General features: G+C 69.0%; 25 protein-coding genes. 18 read left to right on the plus strand and 7 right to left on the minus strand.

The window, feature by feature from the left end:
• Nucleotides 1-22: 22 nt before the first annotated feature.
• The 6 genes from N792_RS03810 (at nucleotide 23) to N792_RS03835 (ending at nucleotide 6769) form a co-directional block, all read left to right on the plus strand.
• Entirely contained in the window at nucleotides 23-574 is a 552-nt protein-coding gene (locus N792_RS03810; protein WP_036192710.1) for a GNAT family N-acetyltransferase, read from the plus strand.
• Nucleotides 575-687: 113 nt separating this feature from the next.
• The gene (gene mfd, locus N792_RS03815; RefSeq protein ID WP_036192711.1) at nucleotides 688-4239 is read left to right on the plus strand and encodes a transcription-repair coupling factor; all 3552 of its coding nucleotides are present in this window, start codon (nucleotides 688-690) and stop codon (nucleotides 4237-4239) included.
• Between the two features lie 13 nt (nucleotides 4240-4252).
• On the plus strand, nucleotides 4253-4798 hold the full coding sequence (locus tag N792_RS03820) for a histidine phosphatase family protein (RefSeq protein ID WP_052103410.1): 546 nt from the start codon (nucleotides 4253-4255) through the stop codon (nucleotides 4796-4798).
• Between the two features lie 84 nt (nucleotides 4799-4882).
• Nucleotides 4883-5278 carry a hypothetical protein gene (locus N792_RS03825; protein ID WP_036192712.1) on the plus strand — a complete coding sequence of 132 codons (396 nt, stop codon included), beginning with the start codon at nucleotides 4883-4885 and terminating at the stop codon, nucleotides 5276-5278.
• Nucleotides 5275-6135, plus strand: a complete 861-nt coding sequence (locus N792_RS03830; protein ID WP_036192713.1) for a pirin family protein — start codon at nucleotides 5275-5277, stop codon at nucleotides 6133-6135. The genes N792_RS03825 and N792_RS03830 overlap by 4 nt, the downstream gene beginning before the upstream one ends.
• 178 nt (nucleotides 6136-6313) lie before the next feature.
• Nucleotides 6314-6769 carry a hypothetical protein gene (locus N792_RS03835; protein ID WP_156969285.1) on the plus strand — a complete coding sequence of 152 codons (456 nt, stop codon included), beginning with the start codon at nucleotides 6314-6316 and terminating at the stop codon, nucleotides 6767-6769.
• Nucleotides 6770-6858: 89 nt separating this feature from the next.
• Here the strand turns inward: N792_RS03835 and N792_RS03840 are convergent, their stop codons facing one another.
• The 3 genes from N792_RS03840 to N792_RS03850 form a co-directional block, all read right to left on the minus strand.
• Complete coding sequence (locus N792_RS03840; protein ID WP_036192715.1) at nucleotides 6859-7710, minus strand: pirin family protein; 852 nt, start codon at nucleotides 7708-7710, stop codon at nucleotides 6859-6861.
• 436 nt (nucleotides 7711-8146) lie between these two features.
• Nucleotides 8147-10408 (minus strand): bifunctional 23S rRNA (guanine(2069)-N(7))-methyltransferase RlmK/23S rRNA (guanine(2445)-N(2))-methyltransferase RlmL, encoded by a 2262-nt coding sequence (rlmKL, locus tag N792_RS03845; RefSeq protein WP_036192716.1) that lies wholly within the window; start codon nucleotides 10406-10408, stop codon nucleotides 8147-8149.
• Nucleotides 10405-10962 carry an alpha/beta hydrolase gene (locus N792_RS03850; RefSeq protein WP_052103411.1) on the minus strand — a complete coding sequence of 186 codons (558 nt, stop codon included), beginning with the start codon at nucleotides 10960-10962 and terminating at the stop codon, nucleotides 10405-10407. The genes rlmKL and N792_RS03850 overlap by 4 nt, the downstream gene beginning before the upstream one ends.
• 107 nt (nucleotides 10963-11069) lie before the next feature.
• On the opposite strand from N792_RS03850, the gene N792_RS03855 reads away from it, so the two are divergent.
• The 3 genes from N792_RS03855 (at nucleotide 11070) to N792_RS13955 (ending at nucleotide 13523) form a co-directional block, all read left to right on the plus strand.
• Nucleotides 11070-11681, plus strand: coding sequence for an N-acetylmuramoyl-L-alanine amidase (locus N792_RS03855; protein WP_084105370.1), 612 nt, complete (start codon nucleotides 11070-11072; stop codon nucleotides 11679-11681).
• A gap of 74 nt (nucleotides 11682-11755) precedes the next feature.
• Nucleotides 11756-12652, plus strand: coding sequence for an acyl-CoA thioesterase II (gene tesB, locus N792_RS03860; protein ID WP_036192718.1), 897 nt, complete (start codon nucleotides 11756-11758; stop codon nucleotides 12650-12652).
• A gap of 10 nt (nucleotides 12653-12662) precedes the next feature.
• Nucleotides 12663-13523, plus strand: coding sequence for a hypothetical protein (locus N792_RS13955; RefSeq protein WP_052103413.1), 861 nt, complete (start codon nucleotides 12663-12665; stop codon nucleotides 13521-13523).
• Nucleotides 13524-13616: 93 nt separating this feature from the next.
• Here the strand turns inward: N792_RS13955 and N792_RS03870 are convergent, their stop codons facing one another.
• On the minus strand, nucleotides 13617-14342 hold the full coding sequence (locus N792_RS03870) for an EF-hand domain-containing protein (RefSeq protein WP_224743916.1): 726 nt from the start codon (nucleotides 14340-14342) through the stop codon (nucleotides 13617-13619).
• A 175-nt stretch (nucleotides 14343-14517) separates the two neighbouring features.
• Between N792_RS03870 and N792_RS03875 the strand changes: the two genes are divergently transcribed.
• Nucleotides 14518-15270, plus strand: a complete 753-nt coding sequence (locus N792_RS03875) for an arginyltransferase (RefSeq protein ID WP_036192719.1) — start codon at nucleotides 14518-14520, stop codon at nucleotides 15268-15270.
• A 125-nt stretch (nucleotides 15271-15395) separates the two neighbouring features.
• Entirely contained in the window at nucleotides 15396-16589 is a 1194-nt protein-coding gene (locus N792_RS03880; protein WP_084105398.1) for an endonuclease/exonuclease/phosphatase family protein, read from the plus strand.
• A gap of 7 nt (nucleotides 16590-16596) precedes the next feature.
• Here N792_RS03880 and N792_RS03885 read toward each other — a convergent pair whose 3' ends face one another.
• Both N792_RS03885 and purT read right to left on the minus strand, forming a co-directional pair.
• Nucleotides 16597-16959, minus strand: a complete 363-nt coding sequence (locus tag N792_RS03885) for a hypothetical protein (protein WP_036192720.1) — start codon at nucleotides 16957-16959, stop codon at nucleotides 16597-16599.
• A 57-nt stretch (nucleotides 16960-17016) separates the two neighbouring features.
• A complete protein-coding gene (purT, locus tag N792_RS03890) occupies nucleotides 17017-18246 on the minus strand; it encodes a formate-dependent phosphoribosylglycinamide formyltransferase (RefSeq protein ID WP_052103416.1) in 1230 nt (409 codons plus the stop codon).
• Nucleotides 18247-18351: 105 nt separating this feature from the next.
• Between purT and N792_RS03895 the strand changes: the two genes are divergently transcribed.
• The 7 genes from N792_RS03895 (at nucleotide 18352) to N792_RS03925 (ending at nucleotide 23633) form a co-directional block, all read left to right on the plus strand.
• On the plus strand, nucleotides 18352-19281 hold the full coding sequence (locus N792_RS03895) for a hypothetical protein (protein ID WP_036192721.1): 930 nt from the start codon (nucleotides 18352-18354) through the stop codon (nucleotides 19279-19281).
• Between the two features lie 350 nt (nucleotides 19282-19631).
• Nucleotides 19632-20495 (plus strand): SPFH domain-containing protein, encoded by an 864-nt coding sequence (locus tag N792_RS03900; protein ID WP_036192722.1) that lies wholly within the window; start codon nucleotides 19632-19634, stop codon nucleotides 20493-20495.
• Nucleotides 20496-20502: 7 nt separating this feature from the next.
• Nucleotides 20503-20685: a type II toxin-antitoxin system antitoxin gene (locus tag N792_RS03905; protein WP_036192723.1), complete on the plus strand. Its 183-nt coding sequence runs from the start codon at nucleotides 20503-20505 to the stop codon at nucleotides 20683-20685.
• Nucleotides 20682-20861, plus strand: a complete 180-nt coding sequence (locus tag N792_RS03910) for a DUF4177 domain-containing protein (RefSeq protein ID WP_036192724.1) — start codon at nucleotides 20682-20684, stop codon at nucleotides 20859-20861. Before N792_RS03905 ends, N792_RS03910 begins: the two co-directional genes overlap by 4 nt.
• A gap of 1 nt (nucleotide 20862) precedes the next feature.
• Nucleotides 20863-22206, plus strand: coding sequence for an alpha/beta hydrolase (locus N792_RS03915; RefSeq protein WP_084105372.1), 1344 nt, complete (start codon nucleotides 20863-20865; stop codon nucleotides 22204-22206).
• Nucleotides 22191-22778 carry a PH domain-containing protein gene (locus N792_RS13385; protein ID WP_052103418.1) on the plus strand — a complete coding sequence of 196 codons (588 nt, stop codon included), beginning with the start codon at nucleotides 22191-22193 and terminating at the stop codon, nucleotides 22776-22778. Before N792_RS03915 ends, N792_RS13385 begins: the two co-directional genes overlap by 16 nt.
• 9 nt (nucleotides 22779-22787) lie before the next feature.
• Nucleotides 22788-23633 carry a M15 family metallopeptidase gene (locus N792_RS03925; RefSeq protein WP_036192725.1) on the plus strand — a complete coding sequence of 282 codons (846 nt, stop codon included), beginning with the start codon at nucleotides 22788-22790 and terminating at the stop codon, nucleotides 23631-23633.
• 211 nt (nucleotides 23634-23844) lie between these two features.
• On the opposite strand, the gene N792_RS03930 is transcribed toward N792_RS03925, so the two are convergent.
• Nucleotides 23845-24519: a DNA-3-methyladenine glycosylase family protein gene (locus N792_RS03930; RefSeq protein WP_036192726.1), complete on the minus strand. Its 675-nt coding sequence runs from the start codon at nucleotides 24517-24519 to the stop codon at nucleotides 23845-23847.
• Nucleotides 24520-24522: the final 3 nt, after the last annotated feature.

Raw genomic sequence — 24522 nt, forward strand, 5'->3', positions numbered from 1 at the left:
GCGAATGTGCCAATATTCGCGGATGGCCTCCTCCCGTGAACGACTTCCGCCCTGGCACGAGCGTCAACGCTTGCCCAATGGGCGTGAACTGCTGATCCGTCCCATCCGCCCGGAAGACGCGGAACCGTTGCGCGCCGGGTTTTCACTGCTGCAGCCCGACGAGGTACGGCAGCGGTTCCTGCATTCGCTGCGCGAGATTTCCGCCGAATCGGTGGAACGCTTCACCCGCATCAATCCCAAGACCGAGTTCGCCCTGGTCGCGGCCGAGCCGTTGCCGCCGGGCGAGGCACTGGTCGGCGCGGTGGCACGGATCTCGATCGACCCCGACGGGCGCAACGCCGAGTTCGCGATCCTGGTCAGCCATTACATCGCCGGCATGGGACTGGGGCGCTATCTGATGACCCGGCTGGTGAAGTGGTCGCGCGGCAAGCAACTGGAGCGCATCTACGGCGATGTGATGGAGAGCAACCTGCCGATGTTGTCGCTGGCGAAGTCGTTGGGCTTCGTCCGCGAATCGCAGCAGGACGGCCTGGTGCGGGTCAGCCTGCAACTGCTGCCCGAACCCCAAGGCTGACCGCCATCCCGGGCGCCACTGCCCGGACCGCCGGTGAACCCTGTCGCCGGACAGCACTGCCGCACATCCGCCGCGATGGGCCGCCACGCCGGATCGGCTAAAATCGCCGGCTGATGTCCAATCCCACCTTCCCCACTCCGCCGCTGCCCAGGGCCGGCCAGCAGCGCGCCTGGTGGCGTGCGCCGGCGTCGCCTTCGGCCCTTGCCTTCCACATTGCCGGTGCGGCTGCGGCCCACGACGGCCCGTTGCTGGTGATCGCGCGCGACAACCAGACCGCGCAGCAACTGGAATCCGACCTGCGGACCCTGCTTGGCCCGGCTGGCACGGCGACCGGCACGGCCGGGGTGCTGCCTGTCCTGCCCGGGTCGCCTTGGCTGCCCGTCCTGCACTTCCCCGATTGGGAAACCCTGCCTTACGACCATTTCAGCCCGCATCCGGAGATCGTCAGCCAGCGCCTGGCGACGCTGAACCGGCTGCCCACCCTGCAGCGCGGGATCGTGGTGGTGCCGGTGCAGACCTTGCTGCAACGTCTCGCGCCGCTGCGCCACGTGGTCGGCGGCAGCTTCGATGTCCAGGTCGGCCAGCGGCTGGATCTGGGGGCCGAGCAGAGCCGGCTGGAATCGGCCGGCTACCGCCACGTGCCGCAGGTGCTGGATCCGGGTGATTTCGCCGTGCGCGGCGGCCTGCTCGACGTCTACCCGATGGGCGCCGGGCAGCCGTTCCGGATCGAACTGCTCGACGACGAGATCGACACCATCCGCGGTTTCGATCCCGAGACCCAGCGCTCGTTCGACAAGATCGACGCGGTGCACCTGCTGCCCGGCCGCGAACTGCCGCTGGACGAGGCCTCGCTGAAACACGCGCTGGATGCGTTGCGCGAGCGTTTCGACCTCGACACCCGGCGCAGTGCGCTGTACCAGGACCTCAAGGCCGGGATCGCGCCGGCCGGCATCGAGTACTACCTGCCGCTGTTTTTTGAAGGCGGTGACTTCGAGCAGACCTCGACCCTGTTCGACTACCTCGCCGACAACACCCTGCCGCTGCTTGGCGAAGGCGCCGCCGAGGCCGCCGACACGTTCTGGCGCCACACCGGCGAGCGCTACGAGCAGCGCCGGCACGATCTGGAACGACCGCTGCTGCCGCCCGATGCGCTGTACCTGTCGCCGGAAGCACTGCGCGAACGGCTCAACCAGGGCGTGCGCATCGAGGTCTGCGGCGAAGGCCATCCGCAACGCGAACGCGCCCAGGCGCTGGCCAGCCAGCCGGCACCCGCGCTGCCGATTGCCGCGCGCGACCAGATTCCGGCCGGCGAGCTGAAATCGTTTCTGGGCAGCTACCCGGGGCGGGTGCTGGTCGCGGCCGATTCCCCCGGCCGGCGCGAGGCGCTGCTGGAGATCCTGCAGGCCGCCGGACTGCAGCCGGACGTGCTGCCGGACTGGCCGAGCTTTGCGCACCCCAACCTTCTCCCACAGGCGGAGGAAGGAAGCCTGTCGCGCTTCGCGATCGCCGTTGCGCCGTTCGACGACGGCTTCGCCCTGACCGAGCCCGCGCTGGCGATCCTCACCGAGCGCCAGCTGTTTCCCGAGCGGGCGAGCCAGCCACGCCGGCGTCGGCGCGCCGGGCGCGAACCCGAAGCGATCGTCCGCGACCTGGGCGAGCTGTCCGAAGGCGCGCCGATCGTCCACGAGGACCACGGTGTCGGTCGCTATCGCGGTCTGGTCACGCTGGAAGCCGGCGGCGAGAAGAACGAATACCTGGAGATCGAGTACGCCAAGGGCGACCGCCTGTACGTGCCGGTCGGCCAGCTGCACCTGATCAACCGCTACTCCGGTGCGTCGGTGGAGACGGCGCCGCTGCATTCGCTCGGCGGCGAGCAGTGGAGCAAGGCGAAGAAGAAGGCGCAGGAAAAAGTCCGCGACGTCGCCGCCGAGCTGCTGGAAATCCAGGCCAGGCGGCAGGCGCGCGCCGGATTGGCGATCGACCTGGACCGCGCGATGTACGAGCCGTTCGCGGCCGCGTTCCCGTTCGAGGAAACCCCCGACCAGCACGCCGCGATCGAGGCGGTGCTGCGCGACCTGCAATCCAGCCAGCCGATGGACCGGGTGGTCTGCGGCGACGTCGGCTTCGGCAAGACCGAAGTCGCGGTGCGCGCCGCGTTCGCGATGGCCGCCGCCGGCAAGCAGGTCGCGGTGCTGGTACCGACCACCCTGCTGGCCGAGCAGCACTACCGCAACTTCAGCGACCGCTTCGCCGACTGGCCGTTGAAGGTCGAGGTGCTGTCGCGCTTCAAGACCGCCAAGGAGATCAAGGCCGAGCTGGAGAAGGCCGCGGAGGGCACGATCGACGTCATCGTCGGCACCCACCGGCTGCTGCAGAAGGATGTGCGCTTCAAGGACCTCGGACTGGTGATCGTCGACGAGGAGCAGCGCTTCGGCGTGCGCCAGAAGGAGGCGCTGAAGGCATTGCGCGCCAACGTGCACCTGCTGACCCTGACCGCCACCCCGATCCCGCGCACGCTCAACATGGCGATGGCCGGCCTGCGCGACCTGTCGATCATCGCCACCGCGCCGGCGCACCGGATGGCGGTGCAGACCTTCGTGGTGCCGTGGGACGACAGCCAGCTGCGCGAGGCCTTCCAGCGCGAGATCGCGCGCGGCGGGCAGGTCTACTTCCTGCACAACGACGTGGAAAGCATCGGCCGCATGCAGCGCGAGCTGGAAGCGCTGGTGCCCGAGGCGCGGATCGGCATCGCCCACGGCCAGATGCCTGAGCGCGAGCTGGAGCGGGTGATGCTCGACTTCCAGAAGCAGCGCTTCAACGTGCTGCTGTGCTCGACCATCATCGAGTCCGGCATCGACATCCCCAACGCCAACACCATCATCATCAACCGCGCCGACAAGTTCGGCCTGGCCCAATTGCACCAGTTGCGCGGCCGGGTCGGCCGTTCGCACCACCGCGCGTACGCCTATCTGGTGGTGCCGGACCAGCGCTCGATCAGCGCCGACGCGAAGAAGCGGCTGGATGCGATCACGGCGATGGACGAGCTCGGCGCCGGCTTCACCCTGGCCACCCACGACCTGGAGATCCGCGGCGCCGGCGAACTGCTGGGCGAGGACCAGAGCGGGCAGATGGCCGAGGTCGGCTTCAGTCTCTACACCGAGCTGCTGGAGCGCGCGGTCCGCAGCATCCGCCAGGGCAAGCTGCCCGATGTCGACGGCACCCACGACCGTGGCGCGGAGGTGGAGCTGCACGTGCCGGCCCTGATCCCGGACGACTACCTGCCCGACGTGCACACCCGTCTGACCCTGTACAAGCGCATCTCCGGCGCCCGCAATGCCGAGGAACTGCGCGAGTTGCAGGTCGAGATGACCGACCGCTTCGGCCTGCTGCCCGATCCGGCCAAACACCTGTTCGCGATCGCCGACCTGAAGCTGCAGGCCACCGAACTGGGCATCAGCAAGCTCGACATCGGCGCCACCGGGGGCAGGCTGCAATTCATCGAGAAACCGCACGTCGATCCGATGGCGGTCATCAAGATGATCCAGGGTCAGCCGCAGCTGTATCGCATGGATGGGCCGGACAAGCTGCGGCTGAGCCTGGACCTGCCCGACGCCGCCGCCCGGATCGCCGCTGCGCGCGCCTTGTTGATCGCGCTGCGGCCGTGAGCGGGCCCGGGCCATGAACGCTGCTGGACTCAAAAGCCGCCGGCCGTTCTGCCGGATCGCACTGGCCGCGATCGTCCTGCCGCTATTGCTCGCCGCCTGCGCCAGTCGGCCGGGAGGCGACGATGCGGTCCGGTTCGTGGTCGTACGCCATGCCGAGAAAGTCGCCGATGGCAGCCGCGACCCGGCGCTTACTGCCGCGGGCCACGACCGCGCGATGGCGTTGGCGCGACGACTCGCCGACACGCCGGTGGTCGGGGTGTATGCCACCGGCTTCCGCCGCACCCGGGACACGGCCGCGCCCACCGCACTCGGACACGGTGTCGCCGTCACGACCTATGACGCCAACGAGCCGGCCGCCGCCTTCGCGGCCCGCCTGCGGCGCGCACACCGGTCCGGCACCGTGCTCGTGGTGGGCCACAGCAACACCGCTCCCGACATTGCCGCGGCCCTGTGCGGATGCGATGTCCCGGCCATGGACGAGGAGGAATACACCCGCCTGATGACCGTCCACGTTGGCCGCCACGGCGGCATCACCCTGCTGGGCACGACGGCACCCTGAAGCCGCAACGGGTACGCTCGGACACCCGTCCGTGATGACCGAGGCCGCATGCAACGGTGCCGTACCACCCGCCATCTCCTGGTCATGGGCGTGCTGGGCGCCTGCATGGCAGTCATCGCGCTGGCCGGCTGCACGACCGCAGGCGAGCGCTTGCCAGGCGTCCGCCTGCTCGAACCCGGCCGGATGCTTGCCCTCGCGCCCGGCGAGCACGTCACCCTGCCGGACGGCGCAACCTTGCGCTATGCCGGAGTCCGCACCGATTCGCGCTGCCCGCCCGCCGTGCAATGCGTGTGGGCGGGCGAGGCCGAAGTGGCTTTCGAATTCACGCCTCCCGGTGACAGACATCCGGTCGAGGTCGTCCTGCACATCGCGAAGCAGCCCCTCGCACCGATCGGCAACTGGCAACTGCAGCTGGTCTCGCTCGGCTTCGGTGCCGCGCCTCCGGCGACCATCCGCATCCACCACCGGAGCACCCCATGACCATCATCATCGCGCCCCGCCTGCACGACGTCGGCGGCCTCCAGGTCCGTCGCGCCGTCCCCACCCTGCAGGCGCGCAGCGTTGGACCGTTCGTTTTCGTCGATCACATCGGCCCGGCGGTATTCGAGCCGGGGAGCGGGCTGGACGTACGCCCGCACCCGCATATCGGCCTGGCCACGGTGACGTTCCTGTGGGACGGCGTGCTGCGGCACCGCGACACCCTGGGCAGCGTGCAGGACATCACGCCCGGTGACGTCAACTGGATGACCGCCGGGCGCGGCATCGCCCACTCCGAACGCACCCCGCCGGAATTGCGCGCCGGCGAAAACCCGCTGTACGGCATGCAGACCTGGGTCGCATTGCCGATGGCGCACGAGGAAACCGCGCCCGAATTCCACCACCACGCCGCACCGGCGATCCCCCATCGACGCCACGCCGGCGCCTGGCTGCGGGTGATCGCCGGCCGCGCGTTCGGCGAGGAATCCCCGGTGCGGGTGTTCAGCGACACCCTGAACGTCGCGATCGACCTGGATCCCGACGCCGAGCTCCTGCTCGACGACAGCCACCCCGAACGCGCGCTGTACCTGCTGGAGGGCGAGGCACAGCTGGACGGCACGGACCTGCCGGCGAAACACCTGATCGTGCTCGACCCCGGCACCCGGCCGCGGCTGCGCGCGAAAACGGCGGTGAAGGCCATGCTGTTGGGCGGCGAACCGCTGGATGGACGGCGTCACCTGTGGTGGAACTTCGTGTCCTCCTCCAAAGAGCGCATCGAACAGGCCAAGCAGGACTGGACCGAAGGCCGCTTCGGCACGATCGCCGAGGAGCATGAATCCATCCCGCTGCCGGATCGCTGATCCGCTCGCCCGGCCGACCCACCCCAGCGAATCGACCACACCAGACCGGAACAATTGTCAACACCCCGACAGTGCTTTAAGGTCGGAAGCGCAGCCCATCGGGAACGGCTGCCGTTTCAGACGCGGTACATGGCCACGAATCATGGCCGTAGATGGCCGCAAACCAGGGGGGTTATCCATGAAAAAGTCGGCACTTTGCCTGCCATTTCTGTTGTTGTTCGTTACCGGCGCCGCGGCTCAGGAGGCGGATGCGTGCCCGCAACTGACGAGTGCGGGCCTGAGCTGGGAGTACCGCGGCGGCAACGGATCGGACTTCTGTCGCGCATTGCGCGAAGACGGTTCCGAGGCGTTCGGGATGTACATCAGCAAGGAACCGGCCTTCACGCCCAAGCGCGGCAACCGCGAAGAGGTGGACACGATCGACGGCCAGGAGGTCCAGTGGTACCGCGCCGAACTGGCCGGCCAGCCCGGCATCGAGGCACGCGAGACCCTGATCAAGCTCGACGACGGCCGCACCGCCCACGTCTGGCTGCAGGCCGCTTCCGGCGAGCAACTCCAGAACGCCTTCCAGATGACCCGCGGCCTGGATTTCTCGCCACCGCGGACGAATGCCACGATTGCCGCCGGGCAGTAGGCAAGCGAGGCGACCCTCATCCGCCATAGACGAAAAGGCCGCATCCGGGAATGCGGCCTTTTTGTATCCGTCAGCCGATACCTCGCGGGCTAGAACCTGCCCTCCTGCAGATCCACGAACGCCTGCATCAGCTCCTGCCGGGTGTTCATGACGAACGGCCCGTGACGCGCAACCGGCTCGCGCAACGGACGCCCGGCCACCAGGATCATCCGGGCGCCCCCGCTGCCGGCAACGGCCCTGAACACCTCGCCACCCGCCAGCACGCCCAGTTGCTGCGCCCCCAGTGGACGAGCATCCGCACCCTCGCCGACCGTGGCCGCGCCCTCGAAGGCGTAGGCAAATGCGTTGTGGCCTTCGGGCAGCGGATATTCCCACTGCGCACCCGGTGCCAAAGCGATGTCGAGGTACACCGGATCGGTCGCCGGCTGCACGATCGGCCCGGTGGTCTCACCCACCCGGCCCGCGATGACCTTCACCTCGACGCCCGCGACCGGCTGCACCTGCGGAATCCGGTCCGGTGCGAACTCCTGGTAACGCGGATCGATCATCTTGTCGCGCGCCGGCAGGTTCACCCAGAGCTGGAAGCCACGCATCCGGCCCGCCTCCTGCTCCGGCATTTCCGAGTGCACGAGCCCACGTCCGGCCGTCATCCATTGCACGCTGCCGGGCACCAGCACGCCCTCGTTGCCGTGGTTGTCCTTGTGCCGCATGCGCCCGTCGAGCATGTAGGTCACCGTCTCGAAGCCGCGATGCGGGTGGTCCGGAAAGCCGGCGAGGTAGTCCTCGGGCCGGTCGGTGCCGAACTCGTCGAGCAGCAGGAACGGATCGAGGTCAGGCAATGCCGGGGCACCGATCACCCGGGTCAGGCGCACACCCGCGCCATCGGAAGTGGGCATCCCGCGGACGGTCTGGCCGATATGGGCATAGCGTTGAGTCGTCATGGGACGCTCCCGAAGGTTGTGGAGATGCAACCGGAGATGGCGATTGCCCGCGTGGGAAACCAGCACGGCGACAGCCACCCTTCGTTCCAGAATTGTCGCCAATCCGGGGTTTGCGCTTCGTCAGCGCCGGTTCCGGCTCCTGCTGAAGGACACAGCACGAGATGCTGGCGGGCAGGGGCATCGCAAGTCGCTCCACGATATTCGCCTGGTTGCGATGCCCCTGCCCGCCAGCCCCGACAGTCCCACCGGGCGTGGAAGAAAAGCCCTGGGCAATCGCATGCAAGCGACCTTCCGCGGTCGTCTGATGCCTTTGCCACAAGCGCCCCAATCTCCCGGAAGTGCCTGCCGGGTGTCCCGGTCACCAAGCGAATTTCGTGGAGCGACTGACCGGGATGCCCGGCAGGCACCCTCTATCACTCTCCGCTGTTGAAACCCGTCACCCACGCGACAACCGCCAGCAGCGATGGATCCGCGCATGGCGCGCGAAATCCGGCGGGATCGTCTGCGCACTGATCTCCTCGCACCGCGCGAACTCCGCGACCGCCGCCTCGCCCAGCTTGAAGCGGCGGAAGTTGTTGGAGAAATACAGCACCCCGTCGCGCGACAGCCGTGCAACCGCCGCACGCAACAGCCGCACGTGGCTGGCCTGGATATCGAAATCGTCCGCACGCTTGGAGTTCGAGAACGTCGGCGGATCGCAGAAGATCAGGTCGTACTCCGCGGTGTCGTTTTCGAGCCACGCCACCGCGTCGGCCTGCACCAGCCTGTGGCGGGTGCCGCCGAAACCGTTCTCGGCAAGGTTGTCCGCGCACCACTGCAGGTAGGTCGGCGACAGATCGACCGTGGTCGTCTGCCGCGCGCGCCCCACCGCTGCCTGCACGGTCGCCGCCCCCGTGTAGCCGAACAGGTTGAGGAAACGCGTGTCCTCGGCTTCCGCCGCGATCTTCAGACGCATCGGGCGGTGGTCGAGGAACAGGCCGGTATCCAGATAGTCGAACAGGTTCACCCGCAGCCGCGCATCGCCCTCGCGCACGGTGATGAACTCGCCGCGCTGGTCGAAGCGGCCGTACTTGGAACCGCCCTTGCCACGGGCGCGCGTCTTCAGGGCGACCTGCTCGTGCGGCACCGCGAACACTTCGCGGGCGGCGGCCAGCAGCTCGTTCAGGCGGCGGCGCTGCACCGGCTCGGGGATGTCGTCCGGCGCGGCGTATTCCTGCACGTGCAGAAAGGTGCGCGGCGTGGCCTCGTCGGTTTCATACACGTCGATCGCAGCGGAATACTCGGGCAGGTCGGCATCGTAGGCACGGAAGCAGGTCACGCCGTCGCGCTGGCGCCAGGCCTTGAGCTTGCGCAGGTTCTTGCGCAGCCGGTTGGCGACCATCTGCGCGCCGTCACTCAGCGCCGGCGCCGGTTCGCCCGGTTTTTTCCCGCGCTGCGGCGGGGCGATCGGGTCCACGGTGATCAGGGTGCATTCGATCGCGCCATTGAACAGCTGGTATTTCTTCAGCGCCCGCAGGCCGGTGGCATGGGCCAGCTCGGCATCGCCGCACAGCAGGCTGGCACGCCAGTCCGGCACCGCCCGTTTGAGCGCGTCGCCCAGCGCGCGGTACAGCGCGGGATCCGCGGCCAGGCGCAGGTCGTAGGGCGGGTTGCATACGACCAGACCACCCGGTGGACGCGGCTTATGCCTCGCCCGCGACCCAGTACCTGCTTCATCCGGCTCCGACAGCTCGTCCGGCCGTCCGGGAACCTCCGGAGCCTCGTCATCGAGGATCCGCCGCACCAGCGGAATCGAACCCAACCGCAGCCCTTCGACGGCCGCGGCTTCCCAGCGGATCGCCCCGGCCAGTCCCGCCAGCACCTCGTTGTCCTGCGCGGCGCGGATCGCCTGCGGGTCGTTGTCGCGGCCGAAGAACACCGGACGCAGCGCGGCACGGCCGTCGGTCTCGCGCTGGCGGGCGTCGTCGCGCAACGCCTCCCAGGCGGCCTCGTCGAAACCCTTCCAGCGCGTCGGGACAAAACCGCCGTGGCGCAGCAGCCCCGGCGCGACGTCGGCGGCCATCAGCGCGCCTTCGATCAGCAACGTGCCGCTGCCGCACATCGGGTCGAGCAGACCGCCGCCGTCGGCGTACACCTGCGGCCACTGCCCGCGCAGCAGCACGGCCGCGGCCAGATTCTCCTTCAGCGGCGCCTCGCCTTGCTGCTGGCGCCAACCGCGCCGGTGCAGCGGACCGCCGCCCAGGTCGATCGAGACGATCGCGCGGCCCTTGCGCACCACCAGGTTCACGCGCAGGTCCGGGGTGTCGACATCGACGCTGGGGCGCACGCCGGTGGCGTCGCGCATCACGTCGACCACCGCGTCCTTGACCCGCTGGGCAGCGAAGCGGGCGTGGGTCAGGCCGGTGCCCGACACGTGCGCATCGACCGCGATGGTGTCGCCGTCCGCCAGATGCTCCGGCCACGGCAACGCGGCAACGCCTGCGTACAGCGCCTGCTCGTCGGCGCATTCGAACTCGGCAATCGGCCACAGCACCCGGCTGGCCAGGCGCGACCACAGCACCGCGCGCTGGGCGTCGAGCGGACTGCCCTCGACATTGACGCCGGCCATCGTCGCGGTGGCGCGGCTGCAACCCAGCGCCAGCAGCTCGTCGGCGAGCAGGTACTCCAGCCCCTTGCCGCAGCTTGCGAAGAATTTCATCGACCCGCCCCTTCCGACATCCGGGACCGGGCGACGGCCGCCAGCAGCGCTCCGAACGCTTCCGCGCTGGCCTCGACATGGTCCGACAGGCGGTGGCTGTCATCGACCAGCAGCAAACGCGCGCGGCGTGCGCCGGCCCACGCCACCACCTGCGCGGCGGGAATCAGTTCGTCGTCCCAGCCGTGGATGATGCTGGTCGGCACGTCGGCGGCGTCGATCGGATGCGCCTGGTCCATGCGGACCGGCGGGGCCATCAGGAACAGGCCGGCGACCGGCACCTGCAGCGACGCCAGCCCGGAGATGTAGGCCCCGAGACTGGAGCCGGCCAGAACCAGCGGGCCGCGTGCGGCCGCCGGCCGGGCCAGCTCGATCAGGCGCTGCAGCCGCTGCGGCACGTCGCCCAGGTCGCTGATATCGCGCCGGGCGTCCAGGTCGGTGTAATCGGGGCGCTCACAGGACCAGCCGAGCCGCTCGGCGACCTCGACCAGTGCGGTGACCTTGGTCGCGTCGGGGCCGCTTTCGAAGCCGTGGGAAAGAATGCAGTGTCCGCGCATGGGGGTGTCCGGGTGGGAGGCGCGCGGCGGCGGGCGACGTGTGGCACACGACGCGCACAGCGGCGGCTGTAGCTGAGACTGGGGCCCGCGATGCTAGCATCCGCGCCATGCCGACCGAGTCCGTGCCGCCGTCCATTCCGCCATCCGGGCCATCCCCCGTGCAGCTCCGGATCCAGCTCGAACCGCTGCCCTACGAGGGCCGGCTGGACGCGCGCCCTGACGGCCAGATCGACCTGGTGGTGATCCACTGCACCGAACTGCCCGATCTGGCGATGGCGCGCGAGTACGGCGAGCAGGTGCTGTACCCCGGCTCGGGCACCGGCAACAGCGGCCATTTCTACATCGACCGCGACGGCAGCGTGCACCGGTACGTCGACACCGGCCGCGTCGCCAACCACACCCGCGGCTACAACCCGCGCTCGATCGGGATCGAGCTGGTCAATACCGGCCGCTACCCGCACTGGCTGGACTCCGGCCACCAGGCGATGGTGGAGGCCTACCCCGCCGCGCAGATCGACACGCTGATCGACCTGCTGTGCCAACTCGCCGACCGGCATCCGTCGTTGCGATGGATCGCCGGCCACGAGGATCTCGACACCACGTGGGTCGCCTCCAGCAACGACCCCGATGTGCAGGTCGCCCGCAAGCGCGACCCGGGGCCGATGTTTCCCTGGGGCCGGGTCATGGACGCGATACCGCTGCGACGCCTGCATCCCTGAACGTCACGGCGCGGCGACCGGTCCGGTCACCGTCGCCGGCTATAATCGCCGGTTCCCCGCACCGGCCCGCCTGCATGACGCCTCCCGTTTCCGAGCTGATCGACCTGCTCTCGCTGGAGCGCCTCGAAGACAACCTGTTCCGCGGCCAGAGCCGCGACATCGGCACCAAGTACGTGTTCGGCGGCCAGGTGCTCGGCCAGGCGCTGTCGGCGGCGCGGGCGACCCTCAAGAACCAGCGCGGCGCGCATTCGCTGCATGCCTACTTCCTGCGCGCGGGCGACATCAACGCGCCGATCGTCTACCAGATCGACCGCACCCGCGATGGCGGCAGTTTCTCGGTGCGCCGGGTCACCGCGATCCAGCACGGGCAGGTGATCTTCTTCATGGCCGCCTCGTTCCAGGACGCGGAACCGGGCGCGGAGCACCAGGTCACGATGCCGGTGGTGCCGATGCCGGAAGACATCGAGCCCTCGCCCGCGGTGCCGGAAAAGGTGCTGGCGACGCTGCCCGACAAGATCCAGCGCTGGCTGTCGCGCGAGGGGCCGTTCGAGTTCCGTCATGTCTACCCGCGCGACGAGCTCAACCCGCCCAAGCGTCCGCCCCAGCAGCAGGTCTGGTTCCGCCTCACCGAACGCGTCGGCGACGCACCCGAGCTGCACCAGGCCCTGCTCGCCTACGCGTCCGACTTCCAGCTGCTGGGCACGGCGACCTTTCCGCACGGCATCAGCTACTACCAGCCCAACGTGCAGATGGCCTCGCTCGACCACGCGCTGTGGTTCCATCGCCCGTTCCGCGCCGACGAGTGGCTGCTGTATTCCATCGACAGCCCCAGCGCGCAGAACTCGCGCGGCCTGGCCCGCGGCCAGATCTTCGATCGCAACGGCCGGCTGGTGGCCAGCACCGCCCAGGAAGGCCTGATCCGGGTCGTCCCCGACCCCGAAGCCGTCGCCCACGTGCCGGCCAAGGCGTGATGGCAGCCTGATGCGCAAGGTCTTCAGCAGCCGCCGGCTGGAAAACACCGAAGGCGTGGCGACATTGCTGCGCGAGGCCGGGATCGAGGTGCGCATCATCAACGGCCGTTCCTACAAGGGAAACCGTCGCGGCACCTTCAGCTACTCCGATCCCGCCGCACCGATGTCCGAGGTCTGGGTGGTGCGCTCTGACCAGCAACGCCAGGCGCGCGAACTGCTGCGCGAGGCCGGGCTGATCGACACCACCCGCCCCGGCGGCAGCTACACCTTCCGCAGCACCACCGAACTGGCCGAAGCCAAATCGCCGGCCCGCAAACGGATGCTGCGGATCAAGCTGGGGCTGCTTGGCGTGATCGGCGCGGTCGTCGTCGCCGGCGCCGTGCACACCCTGAACCAGCCGCCGCCCGTCCCCACGGAGCCGGCCGAGGCGGAATTGGCCGCGCCGCCATTCGACGGCTCGGTCGCCGCGACCCTGCCGGCGGTCGCCCGCGCCGCGTTCGCCAGCGAACTGGGCCAGGTCGACACCCCCTTCGCCTGCCTGGGCATCGATGGCGGCGATGCACCGCCCGCCATGATCGCCGCGCTGTCGGAGCGCGTGCCCGGCTTGAAGCTGGTGCCCGCATCCGCCTGCGTCGAGATCGCCGACGAGGATCGCGGCAGTTACGAGCGCGCGTCCGGCCAGCCGGCAATGATCGTCGACGTGCGGGTATTCCGGCCGTCCGCACCGGACCACGCGACGGTCGAGATCAACGCCTACCACCACCGCGGCTGGGCCAGCTACAAGACCCTGGAGGTCGCCCGCCGCGACGGCCAATGGCAGGTCGTGCAGGTGCTCAAGCACGTCGAGAGCCGCGGATTGATGGGGTTCTAGAAAAAACCCGCGCCGTCGGGAGGACGGCGCGGGTCGGATGGTTCTACTTTGCGTCTTGTCGCACGTGTTACCGCGTGTCAGTCAGATTCCGGTTCACCGCGGGTGCTGCGGGGCCAGGTCGGCGCGGACCAGATACCCGTCGCGGTCCTCATCCAGGAACGCGAACAGCTTCGCCTTCTGCGGCCAGCCGGCTTCGAACTCGGCCCGGCTCAAGCGGCCGTCCTGGTTGCTGTCGGCCTGCTGGAACTGCTGCTCGAACCGCTCCGCGCGCTTGGCCGCGAACTCCGCGCGGCGCTGCTCCCGCTCGGCCAGCAGTTCGCTGCGCACCAGATAACCGTCACGGTTGCGGTCGATCCGGGCGAACCGGGCCGCCAGTGGCGAGGACGCCGCTTCGAGCTTGCTGATGCGGCCATCGCTGTCGGTATCCAGCGCGATGAAGCGGGCGAACCCGCCGTGCTGCCCGTGGCGCTGGTGCCCCTTGTGATGGCGCCCAACGCGCAGGGCATGGCCGTGGCCGTGGCGGAATTCACCGCGCTCCAGCTTGCCGTCGCCATTGCGATCGAGCTGGTCGAACTTCTCCGCCAGGCGCGGGTGCGCGGCGGCTTCAGCGCGGTCGATCATGCCGTCGCCATTGGCATCGAGCATGAGCATCGGGCGCTCGCGGTGTCGCTCGGCACCCGCCATGTCGGTGGCGGTCTTGCCGGTAGCAGCCTTGCCGGTAGCCGCCTGGGGCGAGGCGAGGGCGGTGCCGGCCAGCAGCATCGCGGCGGCAAGGAAGGACATGCGGAGGGTGGAGGTACGGATAACGGAAGACTTCATGCGGGATCTCCTGCACCGGCACCACGACGGCACCGTTGGAAGGGATCAACGTCCCCGCACGCGCGCCGTTGACACTTTGCCTCAACGGCAGGTGAACGACGCCCAGCACCGCGGGCGTCCCTGCGGCGCCCAAGCGTGACATCTGCCCTGCATCCGGCGGCGTTATGCTGACCGCATGCGCGACGATCCGCACCGGAACATCGATGATCTGCGGCTGTTCCACACCGCCGAGCACCCCTGCGGCTACTGGCCGCAGCGGGTCGCGCGCGACCTGGTGCTGGACCCGCGCGATCCGCGTCTGGCGCAGTGGTACCCGCAAGCACTGCAGTGGGGGTTTCGCCGTTCCGGCAACATCGTCTACCGGCCGCATTGCCAGGGTTGCCGTGCCTGCGTCGCGGTGCGCATCCCGGTCGACCGGTTCCAGCCCGACCGCAGCCAGCGACGTTGCCTGCGGCGCAACGCGCACGTGACGATGCGGGTGCTGCCGGCCGAGCGCACCGACGAGCAGCTCTCGCTGTACCGGCGCTACCTCACCGCCCGCCACCGCGGCGGCGGCATGGACGACCACGGCGCCAGCGAGTTCGACCAGTTCCTGGCCGGGCAATGGAACGACGGCCGCTTCATCGAGCTGCGCGAGCCCGCTGCGCACGGCCCCGGACGGCTGCTCGTGGTCGCGGTGACGGATGTGGTCGACACCGCGCTGTCAGCCGTCTACACGTTCTTCGATCCCGACGAGGACAAACGCGGCCTGGGCACCCTGGCCGTGCTCAAGCAGCTGCAGTGGGCGCGCACCCAGGGCCACAGCCACCTGTATCTGGGCTACTGGATCGACGGCCATCGCAAGATGGACTACAAACGCCGGTTCCGCCCGCTGGAAGGTTTTGACGGTCGCAGCTGGCGCGATCTGGATATCGGAGACTCCGCATGACCCTGTCGCACCGCAACGCACCCTGCTTCCATGCCACCACTCCCTGCCCGACTGCCACCCCGCCGCCCACGAAAACCGCCCGCTGGCGACAACGCACCCGCGGCATTGCCGCACTGTTGCTGGGCATGGCGCTGGCCGGCTGCGTGCAGGTCACCGTCCACGGCGATCCGCACGCACGAGCCCACCGTCCCGAACCAATGAGCAATTCCCCGACGCTGCGGGTGGCGACCTACAACGCCTCGCTGTACACCGATGCCGCCGGCGGCCTGGTCCGGCAGCTGGAGGCCGACGAGAGCCACGCGCGAAAGATCGCCGCGGTGCTGCAACGCGTGCGCCCCGACATCGTGCTGTTGAACGAATTCGACTACGACCCGGCCGGACGGGCCGCGACGCTGTTCCAGCAGAACTATCTGGACGTCGCCCAGCCCGGCGGCGGCGAGGCCCTGCATTACCCGTATCGCTACCTCGCGCCGGTCAACACCGGCGTGCAGAGCGGGCTGGACCTGGACCGCAACGGCCAGGCCGGGGGCGAAGGCCGCGACCGCGGCAACGACGCCTGGGGCTACGGCCTGCATCCCGGCCAGTACGGCATGCTGGTGCTGTCGCAATACCCGATCGACGCCGCACAGGTGCGCACGTTCCAGCAACTGAAGTGGAACGCGATGCCGGGCGCGCGCGCGCCACGCGATCCGCAGACCGGCGCGGCGTGGTATCCGCCGGCGATCTGGTCGCAGTTGCGCCTGTCGTCCAAATCGCACTGGGACGTGCCGATCGATACGCCGCTGGGCATCGTGCACCTGCTGGCCGCGCACCCGACGCCACCGGTATTCGACGGTGCCGAAAACCGCAACGGCCTGCGCAACGCCGACGAGATCCGCCTGTGGGCGGAATACATCAGCCCCGGCAGCACGCCTTGGCTGTGCGACGACCGCGGCCGCTGTGGCGGCCTCGCGGGCGACGCGCGGTTCGTGATCGTCGGCGACTACAACGCCGACCCGGACGATGGCGACGGCGAACCCGGCGCGATCGCGCAGTTGCTGGACAACCCGCGGGTCAATGCCGGCTTCGTGCCACGCAGCCGGGGTGCCGCCGAGCGCGCCACCGGGCGCGGCATCCCACGCGCCGGCGATGTCGCCAGCCACACCGGCGATTTCGGCCCCAAGGGCGGCACTCTGCGCCTGGATTACGTATTGCCGTCAAACGACCTGGATGTCAGTGACGGCGGTGTGTTCTGGCCCGCTTCCGGCGAGCCTGACAGTGATATCGCCGAGGCCAGCGACCACCACTTGGTGTGGCTGGATCTGACGCCGCGCCGGTAGCCCGCGGTCAACCGGCGCCCTTCCCCGCCTCTGGCGTGGCCGCCGGCACCGGTGCACGCGTTTTCCCCGCCACCGCAGGCACCAGTGACGACACCGCGATGCGCGGACCGAACCCGAAGGACTCCTCGATGCGGGCCGACACGACCATCCGCACCATGCTGCCGGGCACCATCAGCTCCAGCGAGATCGCTTCGCCCGTCGCGGTCCGGCCGTCGAGGTCCATCTTGAACATCGCCCCGCCGGTGTCGATGTTGCGGCACACCATGTGCTCGCCAGCCGGGCCCTGCTGGAGATAGGGCTTGATGGCCTCGCCCAGCGCTTCCAGCGCCTGCGGAAAGAAAAACACGGCGTAGCCGCTTTTATCGTCCATCGGTATACCCCTGTGGTGGATTGGCGGTGCGTTGTCTGGAGTGGGCGGGACAGCGGCTCAACGCAATTCGACGTGCAATTGCGCCGCGGCGTTGCGGGCCTTCTCGCGGGCCTGCCCGATGTCGTCGCCCAGCGCGAGCGTCACCGCGACCCGGCGCTGGCCTTCCACCCGCGGTTTGCCGAACAGGCGCAACTGGGTGTCGGGCGCGGCCAATGCGGCGTCGACCCCGGAAAACACCGGCACGCCGTGCCCTTCGGCCAGTACCGCGCACGAGGCCGAGGCGCGCTGGGTACGGATGACCGGGATCGGCAGGCCGAGGATCGCGCGCGCATGCAGGGCAAACTCGCTCAGGTCCTGGCCGATCAGGGTGACCAGGCCGGTGTCGTGCGGCCGCGGCGAGACTTCGCTGAACCAGACTTCATCGCCCTTGACGAAGAACTCCATGCCGAACACGCCCCAGCCGCCGAGGTCGTCGCTGACCGCCTTCGCCATCGCCTGCGCGCGCTCCAGCGCAATCGCGGACATCGGCTGCGGCTGCCAGCTTTCACGGTAATCGCCGTCGCGCTGGGTGTGCCCGATCGGCGCGCAGAACGTGGTGCCGCCGGCATGACGCACGGTCAGCAGGGTGATCTCGTAATCGAAGTCGACGAAACCCTCGACGATCACCCGTCCCGCGCCGGTGCGGCCGCCGGTCTGGGCGTAATCCCAGGCCGGGTCGATGTCGGCCGCACCGCGCACCAGCGACTGGCCCTTGCCCGAGGACGACATCACCGGCTTGACCACGCAGGGGATGCCGATGTCGGCGACCGCGGCGCGATAGTCCGCCAAGGTATCGACGAAACGGTACGGCGAGGTCGGCACGCCCAGGGTTTCCGCGGCGAGGCGACGGATGCCTTCGCGATCCATCGTCAACTGGGCGGCGCGCGCGGTCGGGATCACCCGCGCCCTGCGGCCGGCATCGGCGAACTCACGCTCCAGCTCGACCAGGGTCGCGGTGTGGATCGCCTCGATCTCCGGCACGACCAGATCGGGCTGCTCGGCCGCCACCAGCGCACGGATCGCGGAGCCATCGAGCATGTCGATCACGTGGCTGCGGTGGGCGACCTGCATCGCCGGCGCATCGGCATAACGGTCGGCGGCGATGACCTCCACCCCGAAACGTTGCAGCTCGATCGCCACTTCCTTGCCCAGTTCGCCCGAACCGAGCAGCAGGACGCGGAACGCATGCGGGGACAACGGCGTACCCAGTCGGACAGTGTCCGGGGACGGTGGGAGGGTTTCGGTCATGGAAGGCGACACCGGGCAAGACGGAAGACCTGCGTAGTCTAGCTTCCGGCTCGCCACGGCAACGGCATGGTTCCGGCGACGGCAGGCGCGTGCGATCCTTTCCCGATGCGCCTGGAGCTGCCCCCGCTGTCGCGTCGCCTGGCCGGTATCGTCCTGGGCGTGTCCCTGCTGTCCGGATGTGCACGCTCCGACGATGCCGCCAACCACGCCCCCGAGGCCCGGCTGGCCGGTGCCTTGCTGGACATGCGCCTCAACGAGATCAGCGGCCTGGCGGCTTCGTCGCAGCACCGGGACACGCTGTGGATGCTCGACGATGGCGGCAATCCGGCACGCCTGTTCGCAGTCAGCACCTCGGGCCGGCGGCTGGCGACCTTCGGCATCGAGGGCGTGACCAAGACCGACTGGGAGGATCTGGATGCGTTCGAGTTCAAGGGCAAGCGCTACCTGCTGATCGCCGACACGGGCGACAACGGCGGTCTGCGCCGCAGCTTGCAGCTGCATGTGGTCGAAGAGCCCACCACGCTCGCCAACGCACGCCTGAAGCCGGTCTGGTCGATCGCGTTCCGCTGGCCGGATGGCGCGCGCGATTGCGAAGCGGTGGCAGTGGATGCCGAGCGCGGCGAGATCCTGCTGATCTCCAAGAAGCGCGAGCCGCCCGAACTGTTCGTGCTGCCATTGCAGCCACCGGCGCGGGAATTGCTGACGGCCAAACGTATCGGCCTGCTCGCCGGCATTCCCGCGCCCGACCCGGAAATCCTGCGCCGCCATCCCAGACGTGCACGACAGGACGCCCTGGTCACCGCCGCGTCGGTCTCGCCCGACCGCACGACGCTGGCGGTGATGACCTACCGCTACCTGCTGCTGTACCCGCGCGCACCGCACCAGGACTGGGCCGCCGCAGTGGCCGCATCGCCCCGGGTCAGTGTGTTGCCGTGGCTGCCGCAGGCCGAAGCGCTGGGCTGGTCGGCCGATGGACGCAGCCTGTACGCAACGGGCGAATTTGTCCCCGCCCCGCTGTACCGGATCACGCCCTGACTCCAGTTCGGCACTCGCCGTGCGGATGCGCGCAGCATTCCCCGTCACTGGTTGGTTTCCATGCGACGACGGCTCTGCTTTTGTTCGCGGCTGAAGCCGCTCCTACACAAAGCCAAGGCCGTGCCGTCGACCGTTTTTTGTCCGACTGGCCTTCCTTCGCTCGTAGGAGCGTCTTCAGCCGCGACCTGACCATCGTCTCCAGCATTCGTGCTTCGCGACTCACCGGTGGATGCCTCCGCCACTCCTGCAGCAGCACGGCGATCGGATTGCATCCACACACAGCGATTCAGATTTGCAATCTGATATCAATCTGATATCAAATAACCCAACCAAGACAACGAGGCACCGTGATGAAAGAAAACCCCATCCGCTCCCTGCCAGGCATCCCGGTCCTGCTGGCCTGCATCGTCGGCTTCCTCGTCGCGGGCTACCTGTTCAAGACCGGCATCGCCGCCACCGATCTGCGCCTGATCGTTGCCGCGGCCGTCATCGCGGTGCTGGGACTGTTTGCGGTGGTCGGCTTGTACATGGTCGAACCCAACCAGTCGGCGGTGCTGAGCCTGTTCGGCAAGTACGTCGGCACCGCGCCGGACAACGGCCTGCGCTGGAACAACCCCTTCTATTCCAAGCGCAAGGTCTCGCTGCGGGTGCGCAACTTCGAAAGCGGCAAGCTCAAGGTCAACGAGCTGGAAGGCAGCCCGATCGAGATCGCCGCGGTGATCGTGTGGAAGGTGGTCGACTCGGCCGAGGCGGTGTTCAACGTCGACGACTACGAGAGCTTCGTGCACATCCAGTCCGAGGCGGCACTGCGCGCGATGGCGACCAGCTATCCCTACGACAGCGACGATGCCGGCCTGACCTCGCTGCGCAGTCATCCGGTGGAGATCTCCCACCACCTGCAGGAACAACTCACCGAGCGGCTCAGTGCGGCCGGCGTGGACGTGATCGAGGCGCGCATCAGCCACCTGGCCTACGCGCCGGAGATCGCCCAGGCGATGCTGCAGCGCCAGCAGGCCAACGCGGTGATCGCCGCCCGCACCCGCATCGTCGCCGGCGCGGTCGGCATGGTCGAGATGGCACTGATGGAACTGCAGAAGAACGGCGTCGTCGATCTGGACGAGGAGCGCAAGGCCAACATGGTCAGCAACCTGCTGGTGGTGCTGTGCAGCGAGCGCGGCACCCAGCCGGTCGTCAACGCCGGCTCGTTGTACTAGGTTCCCGGTGACCCAGAAGAAAGGCTACGCGCTGCGCATCAACGCCGAGGTCCTCGCCGCGGCGCAACGCTGGGCGGACGACGAGCTGCGCAGCCTGAACGCACAAATCGAATACGTTCTGCGCGACGCACTGCGCAAGGCCGGGCGGCTGCCGGACGCTGCCAAATCCAGAAAGGATGACAAGCCATGAGCAATCGCTGGAGCTACCAGGTGCTGGAATTGACCCCGAGCATGCTCGGCCCGTCGATGAGCGAGCAATTGAGCGATGAGCTCAACCGCCTCGGCGAACAGGGCTGGGAACTCGTCTCGATGACCCAGATCACCCCGTTCGACCACGTCCGCCTGGTGCTGAAGAAGGAGGCCTGAGATGCGTGCTTCCGCGTATTCCCTCGTCCTGGCGGCACTGGCGCTGACCGCGGTACCGTCCTTTCCGGCCGATGCGGCAACTCCTGTGGCGGATGTCACGGCTGCCGACCCGCTCGTCATCGCAAACGCCTTCCTCGACCAGCTCGACGCCGGCGATTTTGCCGCCGCCGAAGCGCGTTTCACTGCGCAGATGGCCAGCGCCGTGCCGGCGGCAAAACTCAAGGCGGTGTGGGAATCCCTGCCGCAGCAAACGGGTCCGGCCAAGGGCCGCGGTGAGGCGCGCCTCGCCGAACACGACGGCATGCACGTGGTGGTCATCCCGCTGCACCATGAGAAAGCCGAACTGCTGGCCCAGATCGCGATCGACGCCGATGGCCGGATCGCGGGCTTCCTCGTGCAGCCCGCGCCGCCACCGCCGGCCGCCGCGCCCGCCAGCGACGCGGCTTTCACCGAGCAGGCATTTTCCGTCGGCAGCGGTGACCGCGCCCTGCCGGGCACCCTTGCCCTGCCGAAGGGACAAGCTCCCACCGCCGGTTTCCCCGCCGTGGTGCTGGTCCACGGCTCCGGCCCGCAGGATCGTGACGAAACCGTCGGCGCCAACCGGCCGTTCCTCGACATTGCGCGCGGCCTGGCCGCGCAGGGCATCGCGGTGCTGCGCTACGACAAGCGCAGCAAGGCGCGCCCGCAGGATTTCGCCGCCGGCGATTACGACGTCGACGACGAAACCACCAACGATGCCGTCGTCGCCGTCGCCGCACTGGGCACCACCAAGGGCATCGACCCGGATCGCATCCACGTCCTCGGCCACAGCCAGGGCGCGATGCTGGCGCCACGCATCGCCGCCCGCTCCGATCAGGTCGCCGGCCTGATCATGCTGGCCGCCCCCGCGCGCCCGCTGCTGGACCTGCTGCCGGAACAGAACCGCTACCTGCTCAACGCCGACGGCGCCATCGGCCCGGCCGAGCAGGCGTTCCTGGACGATCTCGATGCCAAGATCGCCCGCGTTCGCGGCAACGAGCCGATGCCGGCGGCGGACGCGCCACTGGGCGTGCCGGCGGGTTACTGGCGCCACTTCGACCGCATCGATCCGGTCGCCGACGCACTGGCAACCCGCCTGCCGATGCTGTTGCTGCAAGGCGGCCGCGACTTCCAGGTGATCGACACCGACTGGCAGCTCTGGCGCAAGGCGCTGGCCGACCGGCCCAACGCAACCCTCAAGCACTACCCTGCGCTGAACCACCTCGGTATCGCCGGCGAAGGCCCCGGCACGTTGGACGAATACCAGACACCCGGGCACGTGGACCCCGCGCTGATCCAGGACATCGCCGAATGGATCGGGCGATAACCGGCCCGGTGCCGCCCGCGCTGCAACTGCAGCCGGTCACGGCGCGCACCCGCATGCTGATGGCGGTCCTCGTCGTGGCACTCCCGTTGCTGATTGCTGCCACCGCCATGGCGCTGCTGGATCGCAGCCAACAAAAGCTGATCGGCGACAGCGCCACGCTTACCCTCGCCTGCCTGGCAGCCCTCGTCGGCGCGATCGCACTGGCCATCGACTGGGGCATGCGTCGGCACCGGATTACTTTCGATGCCGACGGGCTGGAGGTCGCCACGTCGTTCTATCGACGCCGGCTCGCTTTGGCCGAACTGCAGATCGACCAGGCGCGGGTGATCGATCTCGACGAGCGCACCGAACTCAAGCCGATGGTGAAGACCAACGGCACCAGCCTGCCCGGCTTCCACAGCGGATGGTTCCGGTTGGGCAACATGCGCAAGGCGCTGGTCGCCACCGTTGGCGGCAAGCGCGTGCTGCACCTGCCGACCACCCGTGGCTTCGATCTGCTGTTGCAGCCCCGACGGCCGCAGGCATTGCTGGAGCGGTTGCAGGAACTGGCTGCGGCGCGGCCGCGCGGATAACCTGAGCGGATGCGCGGCCAAGCCCAACCCCTGATCGATGTGCTGATCAACACGCCCCGGATCGAACTCTGGCCGGCCGGCCTGTTATCTGCACGCAGCAACCACGACGCGCGCGCCCTGTCGCGCGCGCGCCACGTGTTGCGGCGCAAACGCGACGGCCGCTACCTCGCCGCCGACCTGCCCGAAGGCCTGCTGCCGCTGCTCCACGGCTGGATGCTTGAGCCGGGCATCCAGGCCGCATTGGACGCGCTGGACCGGCGCCGCCTGCGTGGCCCTGGCGGCCTCCTGGCCGGCGCCGTGCGAACCGCCGAGTTGCCGCTGGATGGCCTGCAGGAACGTCTGGACGCACTGGGTCTGGACGACAGTTACGGCCAGCGCACCGGCCTGCCGCTGGTCGCCGAGCCGGGCTGGCTTTCCTTTGCCGGCTTCGACCGCTACCGCCGCCCGCTCTGGCTGCAAGCGGGTGCCGCCCGCGCGTGGCAAAACCTGCGCGATGCGGCCCGGCGCGACGAGGTGATATTGGACGCGATCTCCGGCTACCGCAGCCACGATTACCAGTTGGGCATCTTCAAACGCAAACTCGCGCGCGGTCAAAGCGTCGCCGACATCCTCGCCGCCAACGCCGCACCCGGCTACAGCGAGCACCACTCCGGCCGCGCGCTCGACATCGGCACCCCGGACGAGTCCCCTGCCGAAACGTCGTTCGAGCGCACCCGCGCGTTTGCATGGCTGACCGACAACGCGATCGGCCACGGCTTCCGCATGAGCTATCCACGCGACAATCCGCACGGCATCGTCTACGAGCCCTGGCACTGGTGCTGGAATCCGGCGAACAACGAAGACAGCCGCGACTGAAGTTTCTCCTGGAGTTGGAGAAGCTCCCATTGCGCCAGGCCCCTCCGGTAGGAGCGACGTGAGTCGCGCCTGACCACCGTATCAACCCCCTCGCTCCTGCGGAAACACGGCTTTCGCACACCCCGCAACTCGCCGCCCCGCCCGTGCAGGAGCGGCTTCAGCCGCGACCTGTGCTTCGCGCCCGGTTCCCCGGACATGTGAGCAATGCTGCTCAATCCTGCGAGCGCTTGGTCGACACCTTGGCCACCGCCGCCGAATCGGCGATCCGCCACAGGTAGAAACTGGCGTAGCTGCGGTACGGGGCCCAGCGCTCGCCCAGGGCGGCCAACTGCTTCGGCGTCGGCCGGGCCTCCAGCCCTTCGACCATCAACGCGCCCTGGCGGACACCCAGGTCCTCGGCGGGCAGCACGTCAGGGCGGCCGAGACGGAACATCAGCATCATCTCCACCGTCCAGCGCCCGATGCCGCGCACCGGCACCAGTGCCGCGATGATGGCGGCATCGTCCATCGTCGCCATACGCCGCAGGCTCGGGATATCCCCACGTGATTCATGCAGGGCCAGGTCGCGCAGCGCGAGCAACTTGTTGCCGGACACGCCGCAGGCACGCAGGGTGGCATCGTCGCAACGCCCGAGGGTGTCGGCATGCAGGCGATCGCTGCCGATGGCGGCCTCGACGCGGCCGACGATCGTCGCCGCCGCCTTGCCGCTGAGTTGCTGGTAGAGGATCGACCGCGCCAATGCATCGACCGGATCGAAACCCGCGCGCCAACGCGGATCGGCCTCGATCACGCCCAGCCGGCGCATCCAGACGGCCAGCCGGCGATCGACCTGCGCCAGGTGGGCGAACGCCGCCCCGGTGTCGAAACCGCGCTGATGACGGGCCATGCG

Source organism: Lysobacter concretionis Ko07 = DSM 16239, from assembly GCF_000768345.1.
GTDB lineage: Bacteria > Pseudomonadota > Gammaproteobacteria > Xanthomonadales > Xanthomonadaceae > Novilysobacter > Novilysobacter concretionis.